The following is a 16,235-nucleotide window of genomic DNA, read 5'->3' on the forward strand; positions in this document are numbered from 1 at the left end:
GGTTAAGCCGCGATATCAGCGTCTTGTTTTAGAGCTTTTTCCGATAGCCTTGCAAGACAGGCCTTGAGCGAAGCTTGTTCCAATTCGGCATAGAGCGCGAGTTCATCCCAAACCTTGGCACCCAAAGCCTGTTCAAATGACTGCTGGCTTGGATTGCTGTAAACAACCTCTGCCCCGCCGTCCCCGAGATTGGACTGGAAGATCCCAGCAGCAGACACGGGTAGGAAGTCTTCGTATATAATCGGATCCATGCGCAGAAGACCTGCTTCGAGCAAGCCGTCAAGTGATCCACTGATGCCAACAGAGCGCGCAATTTCTTCACCTTTGTCACTCAATGAATAACGGAAGAAAGCAAGACCTTCAGCCCGAAGTTCCCCGTATGTGTCAGGGAAGGCTTTAAAGCTCTCGACCAAGAGGTCTTGGTATGTCCCCTCACCAGCACGCACCCGGGCGCGGGTATCGTCGAGCAAGGTATCATACAGCGTGCGTCCTTTAGGTGTCAGCGCAATGCCCCGCTGTTCGATTTCGCCAAAGCGGGCGGTGTGTGAGCCTTCGTCCCACAATTCATTGTCAGCTTTGAAAAGGACTTTTTCCTCCAGCGCTTTAAAAGAAGTCTGGCGCAGCAGGATTGGGCAATCGCGCTGTGGCGGGCCTTCGATCACAGCCTTGGGATCAATACCGCGTTTGGGCATGCCAACCTGTACCGCATCAATATCGAGGGTACGTGGTGTCAGGTGATTAATGTGTGGTCCGTGGAAGCTGACGATATCAGCGATCAAACGATGCTCGTCGTGAAGCTTTTTATAAAGTGAAAGATCAACGTTGGCTTTATTGTGCCAGCGGAAAGTCTCCAGCGCTTCGGTGACAAACTGCGTAGCATCTTCGCCGTTCAGTCCACCTTGTTTTTCAGCGCGCTCGATCAGATTAAGGGCCGCTGTTGTAAAAATTTCGCGGTTGTCGAGAACTTCTTGGGCGGCAGCACGTAAATCTTCGTCTTCGATCAACTCCAGGCGCAGCAAAGACGTGAACACGCGGAATGGATTAACGTTGAGGTCGCTCTCGGCCACTGGGCGGAAAGCAGTGGAATGCACAGCAATGCCTGCAACAGCGAGATCGTAATAACTGACCGGTTCCATCCCCATAACCGCGAAAAGACGACGGAGGGTAAAGAGCTCTTTCTCTGTTCCGACCCGAATGGCACCATGGCGTTCTTCGGTAATGCGATCCAGACCATTGCTTTGGCTAAGTTGAGAACGCAGGCTGTCGTCACGCTCTAAAACAGAGGCATTCGTATCTGCGACCAATTCCATCAACTCACCATAGGCGGGTACTTCTTCGCGATACATCGCAGACATCGCCTGTGAGAATTGCGCACGGATTTCATTTTTCGATACGAAGTTGTCGTTATTACTAGCAAGCGTCATTACTTTATCTCCATTCCAAAACTCGGGCGAAATTTACGCAACCAAGTTCAACAGCCTTTATTTAAAACAGGAGATAGCATTTGTGCAGGTGCGAATAAAAACGATATCTTTTCATCAATTGATGAGTTTTATGAATGATCTATACCTATTTTATCTCCCAATATTATGAATTGGCGATATGTTCTCTAGCCTTTCAAGGCCAAGAATACAGGTGAATGTTCTTATTACGCCCGCGAATAGCGTGAGAGCCAACCGACTTTAAATCGTTGAAACCATTGCCTATGCTTTGATCATCGACTTCACTACTTTCAATACTCGCCTGTGTAAGAATTTCTTCACTCACCAAAAGCTGCTTATTCAAAGAACGACAGAGCTCTTGCAACCTGCTTGTGGTATTAACCGTATCCCCAATAACAGTAAAACTCATTGATTCCTGAACACCAATATCACCCAGCACAACATCACCATAATGTGCGGTAATATCTGCTATGATTTCCTGTCGTCCATGGTGAATTCTCTTATTATTCCATTTTGAAAGTACGGCCAACATTTCCTTTGAACACTGTAGTGCATTTGTTGCATCGCTGGGCTTGGTATCTGGAACCCCGAAAACAGCCAGTAAGGAATCTCCTCCAAAATGTTCAATAGATCCGTTGTATTTAAAAATAACCCTCGCCATTCGCTGATAGAAAGAGCGCAACATAGCAATAACTTTTTCAGGCTCCATACTTTCTGCGAAGGTTGTCGAGCCTTCAATATCGATGAATAATACTGCAACTTTTTGTTTTCTGATATCCCCTAAAGGATTGTCTCGCTCAGCCAAGTGTTCTGCTGTTAAAGGGGAGAAATAGCGGGATAAATTCATCCTCTTTCTATTCGCTTCTGCAGCAAGTTGCCTTGTTTCTTCTAGCTTTCTTGCCATTTCAACCCGATGCGTAACATCACGCTGAACAGCGATATAATATTCAGGCTTTCCCTGTGTATCTGGAATAGACGAAATAGACCATTCCATGACAAATTCAGATCTATCTTTTTTGTAATTAACCGTTTGTCCTTGCCAAACCTGACCCGATTTCAAAACCTCGACCATGTCTTTAAAAACTGAATGATCTGTATTTGGCCCTTGTAAAATGCGTGGAGATTGTCCGATAATTTCGTCTCTTGACCACCCAGTCATGTTTTCAAACGCCGCATTGGCATATATGATCGTTGGTCCCGGGTGGTCAAAATCATTAGAGGTTATCAATATGCTGTCTGTTGCATACTCTAGAACCTTATCCGCCTTCAAATTTCCTTCTAAATTTATCATCGCTGTCCTTATCAAGAGAGGACCAACAAGCAAACTCTCGTAAATTTTTGTTACGAACTAGCGAAACCTATATACCATAACTCGCGATAAAAATCACAAGACCAATGGCAATAAAGCAAAGTGAAATGACAAAGAGCAGTTCTAATACCATTAATACACTACCCCCAAATCTACCCATTGGCGTTGTAACCTATTCTTTAAGCGGGGACAGTGGAGAGTTAACAGCCGACTGGGCATTTAGCGCACAAAGTCTAGTTGAGACCGTATGCAAAGGCATTGCTATTCCCAAAACAGAGAACACCATCCCTTCTAAGACCAGCTTCGTTGGGGACTATAGCATTACCTATTACGGGCCAGACAACCAACCTGCAGAACCTTGGGATCTCTCAATTACCCAGAAGGGAGACCTTTTTACCCTAACCTGGTCCAAAGATGGTGAACTTCAATATCACGGCACTGGTTTTTTATCTGGAGAGCTTCTGGTTTGTGGATGGCGGCCGACAGAATGAACGGCTTTGTTTGGCACAGCTTCCCCCAGCCTGAAACGCGCCATAAGGGATAATCACAACCAGTAGAATTATTCACAGCCGAATACATCTATGGTATTTGGAGAAAAATTAACCAAGAATGACGCTACTTGACGGGATGGTTCGGAAGGAAAAAACTCCCGTCAGGTTTTAAAATGACCATTAATTAAATTTCTAGACAGTTCTAGATCAGTCTTTGAACTTCTCCTATTTTCGCATTCGAGTCCCTTTTGCTCCTGCCATCCACCAAATCCCAGACACTTGCTAATTGGCTCTTCTCCGCTTTGTTGAGTAGATTTAGGATTTCAAATAGAGCATAGATTGATTATCTGGAATGGATGATTGTCTAATTTTGAGTTTGAAGTATTCGGTATCCTTGATGCCTCTGGCTCGCTTACGGATCATTCCTATACTGACATTACCAGCCTCTATCCTGGCGCTTGTGAGCTTGTGTTTGGCGTAGTTGCAGATGCCCACACAATGTTTCCGTAGGGATTTCGCGAACTTTTTTAGATAGAGCATCTGTGACTGATCTGCTATCAGGCACCAACGTTCCAGTTGCTCCGCCATCGCCTCAAATGAAGCGGCACTCCACAGCAGCTGAAGCTGTTCTTTCAAGACGTAAAGTGCATTCAGGTTGCTATTGCTCTCCAGCAACCTTTGCAGCTTGTCACTTTGTTTTTCACTCAACTTATCCGCATTTTTGAGCAACAGATAATGCGTCCCTTTCATCAACTCTTTACCACTTGGATCGGCCTTTCTGAACTCAAGTCGACGCTGATTATGGATAGCTTTGCTGTAGTTTTTCATGACGTGGAAACGGTCAAATACTATGTCGGCCAACGGCAAGGACTCTCTGACAGCCTTTTGGTAGGCAGGCCCCATATCCATCGCTACGGCCTTTATTTTGCAGGCTGTATCTGGTTGCAGTTGTTTCAAAAACCTTGAAAAAACCTCGGCAGTTCGGCCTGCTTCAACCCAGATCAGATGACCGCCAACCATATCGTAGACCACCGTCATGTAGTCATGACCTTTCGCCCGGGCAACTTCATCTACACCAATATATTCCAAGCCAGTTAGCTCTGCAGGATCAAGCGTAGGGAGAGTTTCAATAAGGTATGCCCTGTCGATATTCTTGACCGTTTCCCATCGTATATCCAAATGTCTGGAAACCGCTTGAATAGACATATGCCGACATAATCCACTGATCAGTCGGCAAAATCGGTGAGTGAAACGGCACCCTTTATCAACAAAATCACACCCCTCAATGCGGCGTTCGCCCTTGTTAATATAAACCTGCGCCAGCTCAATCTCGACCACACAAGGATACCCAAAAAGGGGGATGTCGTTTACTTGTCGGCGGACATGCTGGTTGATGCTTCCCTTCTGGCCTGTAGCAGGGTCTATAGCCCTCCTACGCGCGTCTCGGCTGCAGTGAATGACAATCTTAACACCGCCGTCATCCAGTTTAATTTCATTTACACGTTGCCCTTTGAGGCCTAAAATATGCTGCGAGATGTTGATTGTCATATACCTGCTCTATGTAAAGTTATCAGAAACCATACATATCAACAGGTTACTTGGCGGTCGGCATCTTTTTCTACTCAACAAAGCGGAGAAGAGCCTGCTAATTCACGCCATATCATCTGAACACTTCACAACAAAAATTCGCAGAAATCGGTAGATTTTGGCCGTAGCTATTTTATCCTATTACCGCATTTCGAGCAAAACCAGTACCCAATCACAATCATGGTTTATAGGAACCTCTTCCTGTAGGTCTAGGACCGTTTTGATGTTATTATAGGTCTTTCGGGTCCTTATCATTGATCAATTTTCTGGTTAATTTCCCCGATCATAATTGATACTAAATGGGTAAGCGGTTTGTTAATAATTGCTTTCTATACTGGCTTCGGCTCGCAGGTAATCTGAGCCAATTTTTTATGGGCTGCTTTGTCTTTACAAAAGCACCCTTTTTGTTTTCGGTCTATTTTATTTTGTTTGTTTATGCCGACAGTTACATCGTTCGCATCGCTTTGACAGAGACCTTTTCAGCTTTGGTTCTGCTCATATAGTTTTGGTTCAGTATTTTTTCGCGTTGCCAGTTTTAACCACTCTATCAAGGAGTTAGGGTTGTGGCCTACAGTGCAAAAAATTTGTGTGATGATTTGGGAAAAGAAATGGAACACGGCTACCGCGCGACCAAAGTCGCAAAACTCGCCGGTAAAATCCATAACGATCATTGCCAGGAACTCAGTCCCTACCTCGACAACAAACTGATGCAACTCACAGCCATGGAAGAAGGCTCTGATTTCGAATTTTCAGAGGGTGAAATCAAGCACCTGATCCAGGAACTCGGCAGCCATTAGAAACATATATTGAGTAACCTTTTGGCCAAGGTATAACGCCTAAGGCTTTCCCTCGTGCGCAATCTCCTTCAATCGGCGCGAAAGTGTTGCCTTGCTGGTATTGAGCGCTTGAGCAACTGTCCCAAGCGAAGGGACTTCACCCTTTTGGTCAGGCGTGCTGAGCAGAGCCATGGCAGCTTCGACTTCCTCTCGCTTTAACGTGCGTGGCCGGCCCGCGGCTTTTCCTCCTTTGATGTTGCGCTCTTTAACCGCTTCCATACCTTTGAGGGTGCGTTCAATGACCAAATCCCGTTCGTTATCCGCCAGCGCCGCAATAAAGGTATAGACCATCTTACCCAGCGGCGTGGCCGTGTTGATCCCCTCGTTCAGGGATTGAAAATTAACCTTTTTTGCCTCCAGGGTCTGGATAAATTCAATCAACTCTGCCGTGCGCCGACCGAGACGATCTAACCGCCACACCACGATACTATCTTCTGGTCCCGCCAATGCGAGGGCCTCTTCAAGTGCGGGGCAAACCACCCGGTTGGAAGCAATCACTTCAGAAAACACCCGTTCGCATCCGGCATTTTCCAGCTCAGCAATCTGCTGTGCCAAATTCTGCCCTTCCCCCGATACCCGCGCGTAACCAATTTTCATGGATGACTGTATCAATAGTTCAGTTCTAATGGCCTAGGGTTACCAGCATACATTATGAAACGCAATTATGAAACGGGTAAGACGCTCTTCAATATAGGATATTACTGATATTCAAAGTTTGTCTTATGGGGAATAATTGCTCTACAATGCGACTATTACCTTTAAATATTTTCAATCTGCCCCCAACAGATATACACCGCACCACTTAAAACCAACTTACGGGAAACTAATGGAAAAAATACAGGTCGACGAGTATTCTTTGAAAAAAAAGCAAGAAAAATCAATACTGCAGGACAGCTTCATGCTGCGAATTGCAAGGGGTGTGGGTGAAGCCGTATCAAGATTGGTATATAGCCCAGAAGACCTATTGATACATGCTTCAAACAAACTGAAACTTAACGAGTATGTACGCAAAAATGAGACGTCATTCTTTGGCCGAATTTCAAATAAAATATCCGGCGAAGACCCTAATCATATTACAGTCGATGGCATCGTAATTACGCAATTACACAATGTTCTAGGTATCGATACGCCAAATTCAATTGAAATTAGATATCAGTACAGCGTAAATCACGAAGAACTCCGCGATCTCTACGCCAGGGCAAAAAAAGTCATCGACAAAAATACGCCAGAGATAAAAATTAAAGAAACACTTTCTCCTCCAACAGTAAAACGCCGGAGATAGAGATATTCCGAAAGCATTGTCAGCCCATCACCTTATATTGCCTTTTCAACACGGAATTATAATCAAATGACATTGAAAGTTGACGTTCTCAAAGCCGCGAGCGAGAAACTATTCGCTTACCTAGAAGAAACGGGAGTCACAGAGATTCCTTTGGAGCATGATTATCACTGGGTAATGAATGCCGATGAAGCTCTTGACCTTACAAAAGAGCCCAAGCTTAACATGATGGGCCAACTTACAGATAACTATGAAGCAATGACCAAACTGGCAAAGGGTGAAGATGATCCGTTTGGCTATCATCTGGTTTGGTTGGCCACTTTACTGGATTATATCGGCCATCGCCAACACTAAACCAGAATAGTTTGGATAGAAAAATCTCTCCTACCTTTAAAGAATGAAAAATAATCGGTGTCTCGATCAATATGAGTTAAGATTAGAAATTATTTGGTGTCGCAATAATACTGAACACAGACAAAACTGGGGTCAGGATAAAAATGACAATCAAGGTGGAAGTGCTTAAAACCGCGAGTGAAAAACTATTCGCTCATCTCGAAGAACTTGGGATTACAGAAATCCCGTTGGATCATAATTATCACTGGGTTGTTGATCACGAAGAAGCCGTGGACCCGACTGTGAAGCCCGAACTGACCATGCTGGGGAAGCTCTCGGATAACTATGATGTCATGACCAAACTATCAAGCTGTGATGATGTTCCCATCAACTACCATCTTGTTTGGCTGGCTTCCCTACTCGATTACATCGGCCACAGAACCCACGAATAAAACACGTGAGTAGAACCCATGAGTAAATCACTCCAATAAATTTATTTGATTGGTGATGTTACGGGATCTTCGTTAACTAATGCTTTGTCGGTTTGTGAACCCTTGGCCAACGGGACAGGAAAACCATTTCGCATTCCAGACAGTGGATACAAAAAAACGACAATCCGTCCTGGTGACCTTTGCAATTAAGTCCCATGATATCCCACGGCAGGTTATGGCTTTGTTCAAAATCAAAAAGATCAAAATTCTGCAGGCGGACATCTTCAAAAGTAACACGGCGTTCATCGGATTGATTATTGACTGGCGCGATCGTCATTGAGAGGGTTCCCTCCGCCAGATTAAAGCTCTTCAGGCAAGAGTGAGGATTGTTCTTAACCAATGCACTTTCAAACTCGTGGTCACGATCAAAGCCATCAAATTTCATCACCTGTCAAACCCCTAACCTGAATTTCAGATCACTTGATAGTTCACTATACCCCGAACTTATGACTGAAGTATGGACATCACTTCCGGAAAAAATAAGAGCCCTATTTCGGTGATGTATTTTCCTTTTCACCAGATTTTGTCCCCTTTCTTGATCGTGAACGAGCCTGATCCGGCCTTTCTCCCTCGTAGCGAAAGGTGAAAAGTAAGATCGTATTCCTCAATATTTCAATTATTACAGTAACCATAAACCTATTCCCTTAATTCACTTATTAAGGGCATCCTTGCGTTGGCCTGACAAACGAGTTATGCAAGAGGTTAGAATAACCTGAGGTTATGCATGAAAAGAAATCGCCTCCCTCTAACCGCGCTGAGATCTTTCGAGGCCGCGGGCCGACATGAAAACTTTACCTTGGCTGCACAAGAGCTGTTTGTCTCTCAGGCCGCCATCAGTAAACAGGTGCGCGATCTCGAAGGCCAGATCGGGAAAAAGCTGTTTGCCCGCAGCCATAGACGGGTCCAGCTCACCCCGACAGGCATTCAGTTACTGGCCGTGTTACGGCGTTCCTTCGACACCATAGACAGCTGCTTGAGCGAGCTCTGTAGATCGGATGCCTCTTCTGTCCTGACACTGAGTGTCGAACCCTCCTTTGCCTCTGGCTGGTTGCTACCGCACCTAAAGGATTTCAGGGAGAGTTATCCATCGATCGACCTTGATCTTGATTCCGATATCCGTGTGATTGACTTTCGCATTTCCGAAGCACAGCTGGCGATCCGCTTTGGTACGGATCCTAAGGCCTGGCCAACCTGTGAGAGTAAACATATCCTCGACATTGAAATGGTACCGGTGATATCGACCAGCCTTATAAACGGGAACAGCCCGATTAAATCGCCACGCGATATGCTGAGCTACACCCTCTTACATGAAGATGACCGCGAAGATTGGAAAAAATGGTTCGCGGCTCTAGAGATTACTGACAATGAAATAGAACGTGGCCCAATCTACGACAACGCTGGTTTAATCTGTCAGGAGATATTAGATGGCCACGGCATTGGTTTTTGTGACAAAAAATTTATTGCTGAACATCTCAATTCCGGGCGCCTAACCATTCCCTTTGATGTCCCGTTCCATCAGGGCTCTTACTGGCTGGTCGCGCGTGATTTTTCCAAACTGCCCGACCCCGCTCTCGCCTTCATCAACTGGTTCCTGCCCCGCGTTCTGAATTTTTGATTTAATTCACATCAAATACACGGCTTCAGGATCATTCATTTTAAACGTTATAGTTGCGGCTGATAACTTATTGATTTAACGTCTGAGACCTACAGAAGTGAGGTCGGTAACATTGAAGATACTTGTCATTGGTGGCACGAGGTTTTTCGGTAAAGAATTGGTGTCCAAGCTCGGGGAGCAAGGTCACGAGGTCACCATTGTTTCACGAGGAAACCAAAAACTTCCGACCTCAAAGGCACTGTCCCATATCCTGGCAGACCGTGACGACCTCGAAGGCCCGTTAAACGAGCTCGGCACTTATTGGGATGTCGTCTATGACCAGATCTGCTATTGCAGCAATGATGCTGCGGCGACCCTTCGGGCCATTGAAGGTAAAGCAGGTAAGCTTATCATTGCCTCCTCAGAAGCGGTTTATGAAAACGGTTTGAATAAACACGAAACCGACTTTGATCCCTCAACATTTTCTTACGAGACCGGATCTCGATCAGACTTTTCCTATGCAGAGGGGAAAAGAAACGCTGAAGGCTTTTTATTCCAAAATGCCAACCTTTCGGTGATTGCGGCCAGAATCCCCTTTGTCCTTGGCATCGACGATTACACAAAGCGCCTGGAACAAATTATCAAGGCAGTGGCAAAAGGTGAGCCGATATACGTGCCCTCCCTCGGCGCTCGCCTCTCTATGATCAGCTCCTCCGAAATAGCATCAGCCCTGTGCAACTTAAAAGAGGTTGATTTCGACGGCCCCTTGAACATCGCACCAAAAACCCCGATTTCAACCGGGTACCTGCTTAACCAGATCGAAAATATTGTGGGTAAGAAGGCCCAGCTGGAGGATAGCCCGGAAGTGGGCCTGATCTCTGATTTCCTCACCAGTAGCAATCGATCCATCGATCCCTCCCGATTGGAAGAATACGGCATCGAAATCAGTGCCATTGATACCTGGCTATCAACGCTGATCAGAGAGATCGCCTCTCAGGAAGTATCTTCCCCCCCAGCAAACACCTGAGCATAGATATCACCTTTACGAGCCTCTCTACGCCATGGCCGCGCCTTGGTCAGAGCAATCTCTAATGCAGGGGCCTTACGGTTGAGCGTTTGTATGAGGATCTGTGGTTCAACGTTCTTTTCACACTGAGCGACGATATAGCCTCTGGGGTCAATAAGGCCACTTGTTAGGCTATGAGAACACTGTGCGGGAGTAGAGACCGAAATCCAAAAGTTGTTGGTCGCGGCATAACCTTGTGCCTGTATTCCAAATACCGGATCTTCAGAATAGGCTGAAAACAAAATACAGTCGGCCTGCATCTTTTCGTAATGTGCAAAAACTTCCATGAAGTTGATTTCAATACAAAGAACGCATCCAAACCGAAACCCATCTACTTCAAAATAAAGTGGCTCGGTCCCTGGGGTATACCAATCTGTAACTTCAGTATGCGAACAATACCGCTTATCATAACGATGAACGATCTCGCCGCGATCAGATATAACATAAAGGCTATTATGGGGGCGTTTCGGGCTTTCAAGGCGATGATTGCACCCCAGCACAACCCATATACCAAGCCTAGCGGCTTCTCTCTCAATAGATGCTAGTTCCTCTTCAAGGGCAGTCCAATCAACCTCTTGCCAGTCTTTAATCTGTGCTTTTGGATAGCCCGAAAGAGCTGCTTCGGGGAAATGGATAATCCGCGCACCTTTTTCGCTCGCTTCTCGCATTAATGCTCGTATTTGAGAGCCATTTGCACAGACATCTGCACTTATTGAGCTTTGAGCCGTCGCAAGACAGAGCAGATCATTCATAGAAATGAAGTTTTCCTGAGATCACACACAGTTTCCCCGGATAACCGCGCCAAAGGCTTCGGGCTTTTCCGCCATCATCAGGTGGCCCGTGCCAGGGATATCCTGGTTGCTGGTCGCGGCATTGGCAGCCCAGTCGGGCACATCCCATCCTTGGCGAGAATTCTCGCCCGCAAGCAGGTGATAGGGCATGTCCGATGCCATCAGCTTTCGGACAAGCTCGAGATATTCTGGCTTTCCGGTTGCTTCAACCACGGCGTGGGCTTGGGCTTTTATGGTTGTCGCGGGCTGGTTGTTCAGCCAGTCGCGGGCCAAGGTGTGGGTCCAGTCGTTGATCTCGACCCCAGCGCCTGAAATCCAGCCATTGGGATCAGCTTTATAACCAGCGAGTGTTGTCTCGACAAATGTGATGTCCTGCTGGGCAACCTGCGCCGACCAAAATGCATCCTTGAGGGTAAAGTTACCCTCTACAAAGGTGAGCGTGGCAACAAGATCAGGGTAGTTCGCCGCAAGCAAGACGGATACGGCGCCTCCAACGGAATGGCCGACAAGGTTCACGGGCTCCAGATTGATATCACGGATAAAACCTGCGACGTGATCGGCCTGTTCCATGAGGGTAAGGCCGTCTGTCGGGCAGTCCCGGTAGGCCCCATAGCCCAGGAGGTCGGGCGCAAAGGTGTTCCGGTCAGCGATAGCGCTCATAATACGAGGATCGTTTAAGTGGCCTAAAAGGCCATGAACCAGAACCACAGGTCTCATCAATTATCTTTCTATCTAACAAAATGCCCAATACTGGAACTCAAAAATGAGTCCAGCCTATTTGCTCATCTATTTACTGGTGGCAAGACGTGTTGCCAAGCCAACAAAAACCAAACCGAGCAGACCTTCTGAATGCCGGGCTATATGACGGGCAAGATGGCGGGAGTTTTTCTTACCAGATTTCAGTTTATCGCCGAGGACACGTCCCAGTTTACTAAAAAGCAGGGAAAAGCCAAAGTTGGCAAGGAAAGCACAGCAACAAAGCAACGTGCCGAGAATCAAAATCTGAAGGCTCAGACCTTCTGATCCACGGGTGAATTGGGGAATAAAAAGACTGAAAAAGATCAGAGCCTTGGGATTGAGTAAATTGCTCAACAGCCCCTTGGATATAAAATCAAGCGCGCTTAATGAACTCGCCTTTTTCGGTACGGTGGAGAGATGCTTATTCCCATACCAGGACTTGAGCATCCTGAAACCAAGCCAGGCCAAATAAAGCGCCCCAACGATTTTCACCCCATAAGCAAAAGCGGGCATCGCCTGCATCAACTGACCAAGACCAAAAGCCACCAGCAAAGTCTGGATCACTCCGGCCAGAAAGATCCCCAGCGTAATCATCAAACCAAAACGAAATCCACGGGTAGAAGAATAAGCCGTGATCAAAACCAGATCCGGCCCCGGAGAAATTACCAAAAAGAAAATCGCCGTAAAAAACAACGGCAACACAGTCAAATCAATCATGTTATGGAGCTCCCACCAGAAAAACGATGGACCTTATAATTGCTTTATTAGTGGGCTTTGACCAATGAGAATTTTTAATGGGTGGGATGAGGAGAATTGAGAAAAGGTTGCAGCTATTGCAATACTCGACGGCAACCCATTTTCAGGCCTCCATCACAAGCTTTCTGGAATAAAGCAGTAGCGCGAACAGGGTCACTATCAACGCCCATTCCTTTTTCATACATATTACCAACTTGCATACAGGCCAAGTTGTATCCCCCATTGCAGGCTTGTGTATAAATTTCCACAGTTTTGACAAAGTTCTTCTCTACGCCATTTCCCTGAGCATACATTTTTGCAAGGTTACTACACCCTTGCGCATGCTCTGCATCACAGGATTTTTGAAAATAAGCAACAGCCTTGTGCATATCCTGATCTACACCTTCACCATACCTGTAATAGCTACCAATACTTGAACAACTTGATGCCTTGCCAGCTTCACACGCTTGGGTAAAATACTTTGCAGCTACCTGGTCATCCTGCTTTACGCCCGTTCCTGAAAAATAATTATTGCCAAGCTTTTCGCACCCTTCGGCATCTCCAGCATCACAAGCTTGTTTATTCTGTTCGGCTTGAATTTGGTCCTCTTTCTTTATCACCCCGTCTGAATGGATCGTTGCCCTTAGTGCCCGAAGTGACGCTCTTAAATCCTCGTCACACTGTGATTGCGTAACAGGATCACAATTCGCTTTAACAAACTGAACATTACCCGCTCGCGACGCACTCATCGTTTCGCCCTGACACCCAGCCAAAAGTACTGTAGCGACAAGCATTCCAAACTTTTTCAAACTAAAAACCCCCACTATAATGTTCATCTACTTTTTCACAGCCCAATACATCGCCTTTTTCACAGGCAAAACGATAAAACGATAGAGCTTTATTATCGTCTTGTTTAACCCCTTTACCTTCTTTGTACATCCACCCCAAGTTGGTACAACCAAGAAGATCTAATTCTTGGCAAGATTTCTGGTAAAGTGCCACGGCTTTTGTATCACTCAGGGCGACACCTCTTCCCCTTTGATACATCCAACCAAGGTTCGTGCACCCCCTCGCATTTCCACGACGACACCCTTTTTCATAAAAACTAGCAGCGAGTATATCGTCTAGCTCTACGCCTCGACCTTCTTTATGCATCCAGCCCAGAGCGGTACAACCCTTGCTATTGCCGCCCTTGCAAGCGCTCTTGTATAGCCTAGCGGCTTTAACATCATTCTGGCTTACTCCTTTACCCATTCGATAAAGGGATGCGAGGTTATAACAACCTCTTGCGTAGCCCCCCTTACAGGCCTGCTCATGAAAAAGGGAGGCCTTTTTGTCACTTTTCTCAAGCCCTTGCCCCCTATAATGCAATATTCCCAAGTTAGTACATCCGCGGGCATCTCCACCACGACAAGATTTTTGATAAAGTTCCGCTGCCTTTGTGTAGCTCTGTTCTATCCCTCGTCCTTTGGCATACATGAGACCAAGATAAGTGCATCCCAAAGCGTCGCCACCTTCACAAGCCTGCTGGAATAGAGCTACCGCCTTACCATCATCCTGCTCAACGCCCTCACCTTTTTTATATCTCCAGCCAAGGATTGTGCATTCTCTCTTAATCCCCTCATCACAAGCTTGATTATTTTGATAAGCTTTTGCTGCGTCATCCAAGCCAAATGCTTGAACAGATGTAGGGAACCCCATAAGTGTAACCAAGATCAGGGCACGATAAAACGGTATGAATCTCGACACTTTATTGTTCCTACTCAGGAAAATTCATCAATTGAAAAGTTTAAAACCAGGGCATTTTAGTTCTAATCCCAAGGAACAAGCCTTTTGGTCATAAATCTTCACCTTGTTGGGGTCTTTATCAACGCCAATACCCGTTTTATATAAATAACTAACGACACTGCAGCTCAAGGGATAAAGGCTGTCACAACCTTTTTTGTAATATTCAAAGGATATAGATTTATCCATTTCAACACCGAAACCCCGACCATATTTTTTCCCCGCTTCAACACAGCCGGGTCCATACCCGCCCTCACATGCTTCGACATATAAAGACACAGCTTTAGTGAGATCCCACTCAACACCACGGGCAATTTCGTACAACCTGCCAAGATTAACACAACCGATACCACTACCACTTTCACAGAGTTGGCTATAAAGCTCGAATGATCTGCTGTGATTGTGATCCACCCCACGGCCATACTCATACATGTAACCAAGTGTCACACAGGCCTTTTCATCGCCTCCGGCGCAGGCTTTTTGGTAAAGAGTGGCGGCTTTTTTCTCATTTTTCTCGACGACTTTGCCTTCGAAATAGATCGTTGCAAGCTTTCGACAGCCGACAGCACTTCCATCCTTGCAAAGTTCTGTATAGAGCCCATAAGGTTTTATCGCCTCTTCAGCAAGCAGACCTTGTTGTTTTGCTTGAGTTCCGGTGCCCGTGGTCTGGCTTTTGCACCCGATCAAAAGAAGTGATGTACTTAGGAGAATGAGGGCCGTTTTAGCCCAACCAAACTTTGCCATTGTCATAGTCTCTTATAAACCGGTTATTCAGGGATTTTTGGTGATGTCGGAAACAAAGCCTCGAGAAGTAAGAATATAACCATTTGAAAAAATTGAATATTTAATATGAGTTGCACCCTAACAAGGAAAAGCATTCAAAAACAAGAATTTTCACAACCAAAGGTATCATCATTCTTACTTTTGATAGATATTGGGAAACATCTCTTCTAGATTCAATTTACTTATTGCTGTATCGAGTTTTTGCTGGAGCTTCCGCCCCCCAGATGTCGCTCGATAACCTGCACCGAGATGAATGGTTGCCCCGACAGGATAACGCATAGAACTGACCCCTTGGATGTTATGTTTTCGCAAAGCCCGATCCACCGTCAGTTTCATGCACCAGATGATATCGATGCGATCTTTATCCAGCTGTAGCACAAGACTATCCATTGGTGCCTGAAGGAAGGTCCCCGAAGGAAGACCTAAACTGCTCACCCCGTAATGAACATTTCCCATCGGCAGACCAATCCTGAGCAACTCATCAACTGGTTCTTTCGTTGCTTTTAGAAAGAGATCGCGCTTTGCAACATCCTTGAAGTAAATCGTTGGATGCACAGGAAAATACCAACTGCTTTCTAGCATATTGTTATAAAATTCAATGCCCTCCTTACCCTGAGCGATATGCAGCACAATATCCGCATCCCCACTGGCCACATAGCGCCAGGCGCGCTCAAAAGAGGAAACAACCTGCACCGTGAACTCCATTCCGACTTCCTGTTCGATCTCTCTAAGCAACGCAATGCTATAACCACTGCCATCTGCGTTAAGAAATGGCGGTGCCAGTTCTGCCATCACCCTTATTTTCTCCGTTGCCCGAGCAGAATGAGTGCTGAACATTAGCCCAAGAAAAATTAGGGGCAAAATCGACAAGGCAAATTTTTGAAAGCGACGAAGTTCCATAGAAATCAAGCCAGTCAAAAGCTGAAATTTGAGCTTATCAAGCTATCACAAAAATAATTTTCAATTCATTAAATC

The 16,235-nt window shown here is 45.9% G+C and carries 20 protein-coding genes; 8 read left to right on the top strand and 12 right to left on the bottom strand.

The genetic code is table 11. The features are described 5' to 3' along the window. Positions 1 to 2 precede the first annotated feature (2 nt). A complete protein-coding gene (locus tag ACOGW3_RS22145) occupies positions 3 to 1,424 on the bottom strand; it encodes a VOC family protein (RefSeq protein WP_419904932.1) in 1,422 nt (473 codons plus the stop codon). 193 nt (positions 1,425 to 1,617) lie between these two features. Further along, on the bottom strand, positions 1,618 to 2,733 hold the full coding sequence (locus ACOGW3_RS22150; protein WP_419904933.1) for an adenylate/guanylate cyclase domain-containing protein: 1,116 nt from the start codon (positions 2,731 to 2,733) through the stop codon (positions 1,618 to 1,620). 125 nt (positions 2,734 to 2,858) lie between these two features. On the opposite strand from ACOGW3_RS22150, the gene ACOGW3_RS22155 reads away from it, so the two are divergent. Then, complete coding sequence (locus ACOGW3_RS22155) at positions 2,859 to 3,242, top strand: hypothetical protein (protein ID WP_419904934.1); 384 nt, start codon at positions 2,859 to 2,861, stop codon at positions 3,240 to 3,242. Positions 3,243 to 3,557: 315 nt separating this feature from the next. On the opposite strand, the gene ACOGW3_RS22160 is transcribed toward ACOGW3_RS22155, so the two are convergent. Beyond that, complete coding sequence (locus ACOGW3_RS22160) at positions 3,558 to 4,790, bottom strand: ISL3 family transposase (protein WP_419901077.1); 1,233 nt, start codon at positions 4,788 to 4,790, stop codon at positions 3,558 to 3,560. On the opposite strand from ACOGW3_RS22160, the gene ACOGW3_RS22165 reads away from it, so the two are divergent. After that, complete coding sequence (locus tag ACOGW3_RS22165; RefSeq protein WP_419904935.1) at positions 4,777 to 4,944, top strand: hypothetical protein; 168 nt, start codon at positions 4,777 to 4,779, stop codon at positions 4,942 to 4,944. The two genes, ACOGW3_RS22160 and ACOGW3_RS22165, sit on opposite strands and share 14 nt — an antisense overlap. 448 nt (positions 4,945 to 5,392) lie before the next feature. Continuing rightward, positions 5,393 to 5,626, top strand: a complete 234-nt coding sequence (locus ACOGW3_RS22170; RefSeq protein WP_419904936.1) for a hypothetical protein — start codon at positions 5,393 to 5,395, stop codon at positions 5,624 to 5,626. Between the two features lie 39 nt (positions 5,627 to 5,665). Here ACOGW3_RS22170 and ACOGW3_RS22175 read toward each other — a convergent pair whose 3' ends face one another. Then, positions 5,666 to 6,262, bottom strand: a complete 597-nt coding sequence (locus tag ACOGW3_RS22175) for a recombinase family protein (protein WP_419904937.1) — start codon at positions 6,260 to 6,262, stop codon at positions 5,666 to 5,668. Between the two features lie 229 nt (positions 6,263 to 6,491). Here ACOGW3_RS22175 and ACOGW3_RS22180 point away from each other — a divergent pair, with 229 nt between their 5' ends. The 3 genes from ACOGW3_RS22180 to ACOGW3_RS22190 all read left to right on the top strand — a co-directional run bounded on the left by ACOGW3_RS22180 (position 6,492) and on the right by ACOGW3_RS22190 (position 7,729). After that, entirely contained in the window at positions 6,492 to 6,947 is a 456-nt protein-coding gene (locus ACOGW3_RS22180; RefSeq protein WP_419904938.1) for a hypothetical protein, read from the top strand. A gap of 66 nt (positions 6,948 to 7,013) precedes the next feature. Beyond that, entirely contained in the window at positions 7,014 to 7,298 is a 285-nt protein-coding gene (locus ACOGW3_RS22185) for a hypothetical protein (RefSeq protein WP_419904939.1), read from the top strand. Positions 7,299 to 7,441: 143 nt separating this feature from the next. Then, positions 7,442 to 7,729, top strand: a complete 288-nt coding sequence (locus ACOGW3_RS22190; protein ID WP_419904940.1) for a hypothetical protein — start codon at positions 7,442 to 7,444, stop codon at positions 7,727 to 7,729. Between the two features lie 76 nt (positions 7,730 to 7,805). On the opposite strand, the gene ACOGW3_RS22195 is transcribed toward ACOGW3_RS22190, so the two are convergent. Beyond that, positions 7,806 to 8,156: a hypothetical protein gene (locus ACOGW3_RS22195; RefSeq protein ID WP_419904941.1), complete on the bottom strand. Its 351-nt coding sequence runs from the start codon at positions 8,154 to 8,156 to the stop codon at positions 7,806 to 7,808. A 336-nt stretch (positions 8,157 to 8,492) separates the two neighbouring features. On the opposite strand from ACOGW3_RS22195, the gene ACOGW3_RS22200 reads away from it, so the two are divergent. Together ACOGW3_RS22200 and ACOGW3_RS22205 are read left to right on the top strand one after the other, a co-directional pair. Then, a complete protein-coding gene (locus ACOGW3_RS22200) occupies positions 8,493 to 9,383 on the top strand; it encodes a LysR substrate-binding domain-containing protein (protein ID WP_419904942.1) in 891 nt (296 codons plus the stop codon). Positions 9,384 to 9,495: 112 nt separating this feature from the next. Next, positions 9,496 to 10,389 (top strand): NAD-dependent epimerase/dehydratase family protein, encoded by an 894-nt coding sequence (locus tag ACOGW3_RS22205; RefSeq protein WP_419904943.1) that lies wholly within the window; start codon positions 9,496 to 9,498, stop codon positions 10,387 to 10,389. Here the strand turns inward: ACOGW3_RS22205 and ACOGW3_RS22210 are convergent. From ACOGW3_RS22210 to ACOGW3_RS22240, 7 genes are all read right to left on the bottom strand, one after another. After that, on the bottom strand, positions 10,356 to 11,180 hold the full coding sequence (locus ACOGW3_RS22210; RefSeq protein WP_419904944.1) for a carbon-nitrogen hydrolase family protein: 825 nt from the start codon (positions 11,178 to 11,180) through the stop codon (positions 10,356 to 10,358). The two genes, ACOGW3_RS22205 and ACOGW3_RS22210, sit on opposite strands and share 34 nt — an antisense overlap. A gap of 21 nt (positions 11,181 to 11,201) precedes the next feature. After that, positions 11,202 to 11,936, bottom strand: coding sequence for an alpha/beta fold hydrolase (locus ACOGW3_RS22215; RefSeq protein ID WP_419905973.1), 735 nt, complete (start codon positions 11,934 to 11,936; stop codon positions 11,202 to 11,204). A gap of 69 nt (positions 11,937 to 12,005) precedes the next feature. Beyond that, a complete protein-coding gene (locus ACOGW3_RS22220) occupies positions 12,006 to 12,674 on the bottom strand; it encodes a LysE family translocator (protein ID WP_419904945.1) in 669 nt (222 codons plus the stop codon). A gap of 113 nt (positions 12,675 to 12,787) precedes the next feature. Further along, positions 12,788 to 13,501 (bottom strand): tetratricopeptide repeat protein, encoded by a 714-nt coding sequence (locus ACOGW3_RS22225; RefSeq protein ID WP_419904946.1) that lies wholly within the window; start codon positions 13,499 to 13,501, stop codon positions 12,788 to 12,790. Between the two features lies 1 nt (position 13,502). Continuing rightward, a complete protein-coding gene (locus ACOGW3_RS22230; RefSeq protein WP_419904947.1) occupies positions 13,503 to 14,360 on the bottom strand; it encodes an SEL1-like repeat protein in 858 nt (285 codons plus the stop codon). 108 nt (positions 14,361 to 14,468) lie between these two features. Next, entirely contained in the window at positions 14,469 to 15,221 is a 753-nt protein-coding gene (locus ACOGW3_RS22235) for a tetratricopeptide repeat protein (protein WP_419904948.1), read from the bottom strand. Positions 15,222 to 15,395: 174 nt separating this feature from the next. Beyond that, complete coding sequence (locus tag ACOGW3_RS22240; RefSeq protein ID WP_419904949.1) at positions 15,396 to 16,160, bottom strand: hypothetical protein; 765 nt, start codon at positions 16,158 to 16,160, stop codon at positions 15,396 to 15,398. Between the last annotated feature and the right edge of the window lie 75 nt (positions 16,161 to 16,235).

Source organism: Kiloniella sp. (genome assembly GCF_965205715.1).
Lineage (GTDB): Bacteria > Pseudomonadota > Alphaproteobacteria > Kiloniellales > Kiloniellaceae > Kiloniella.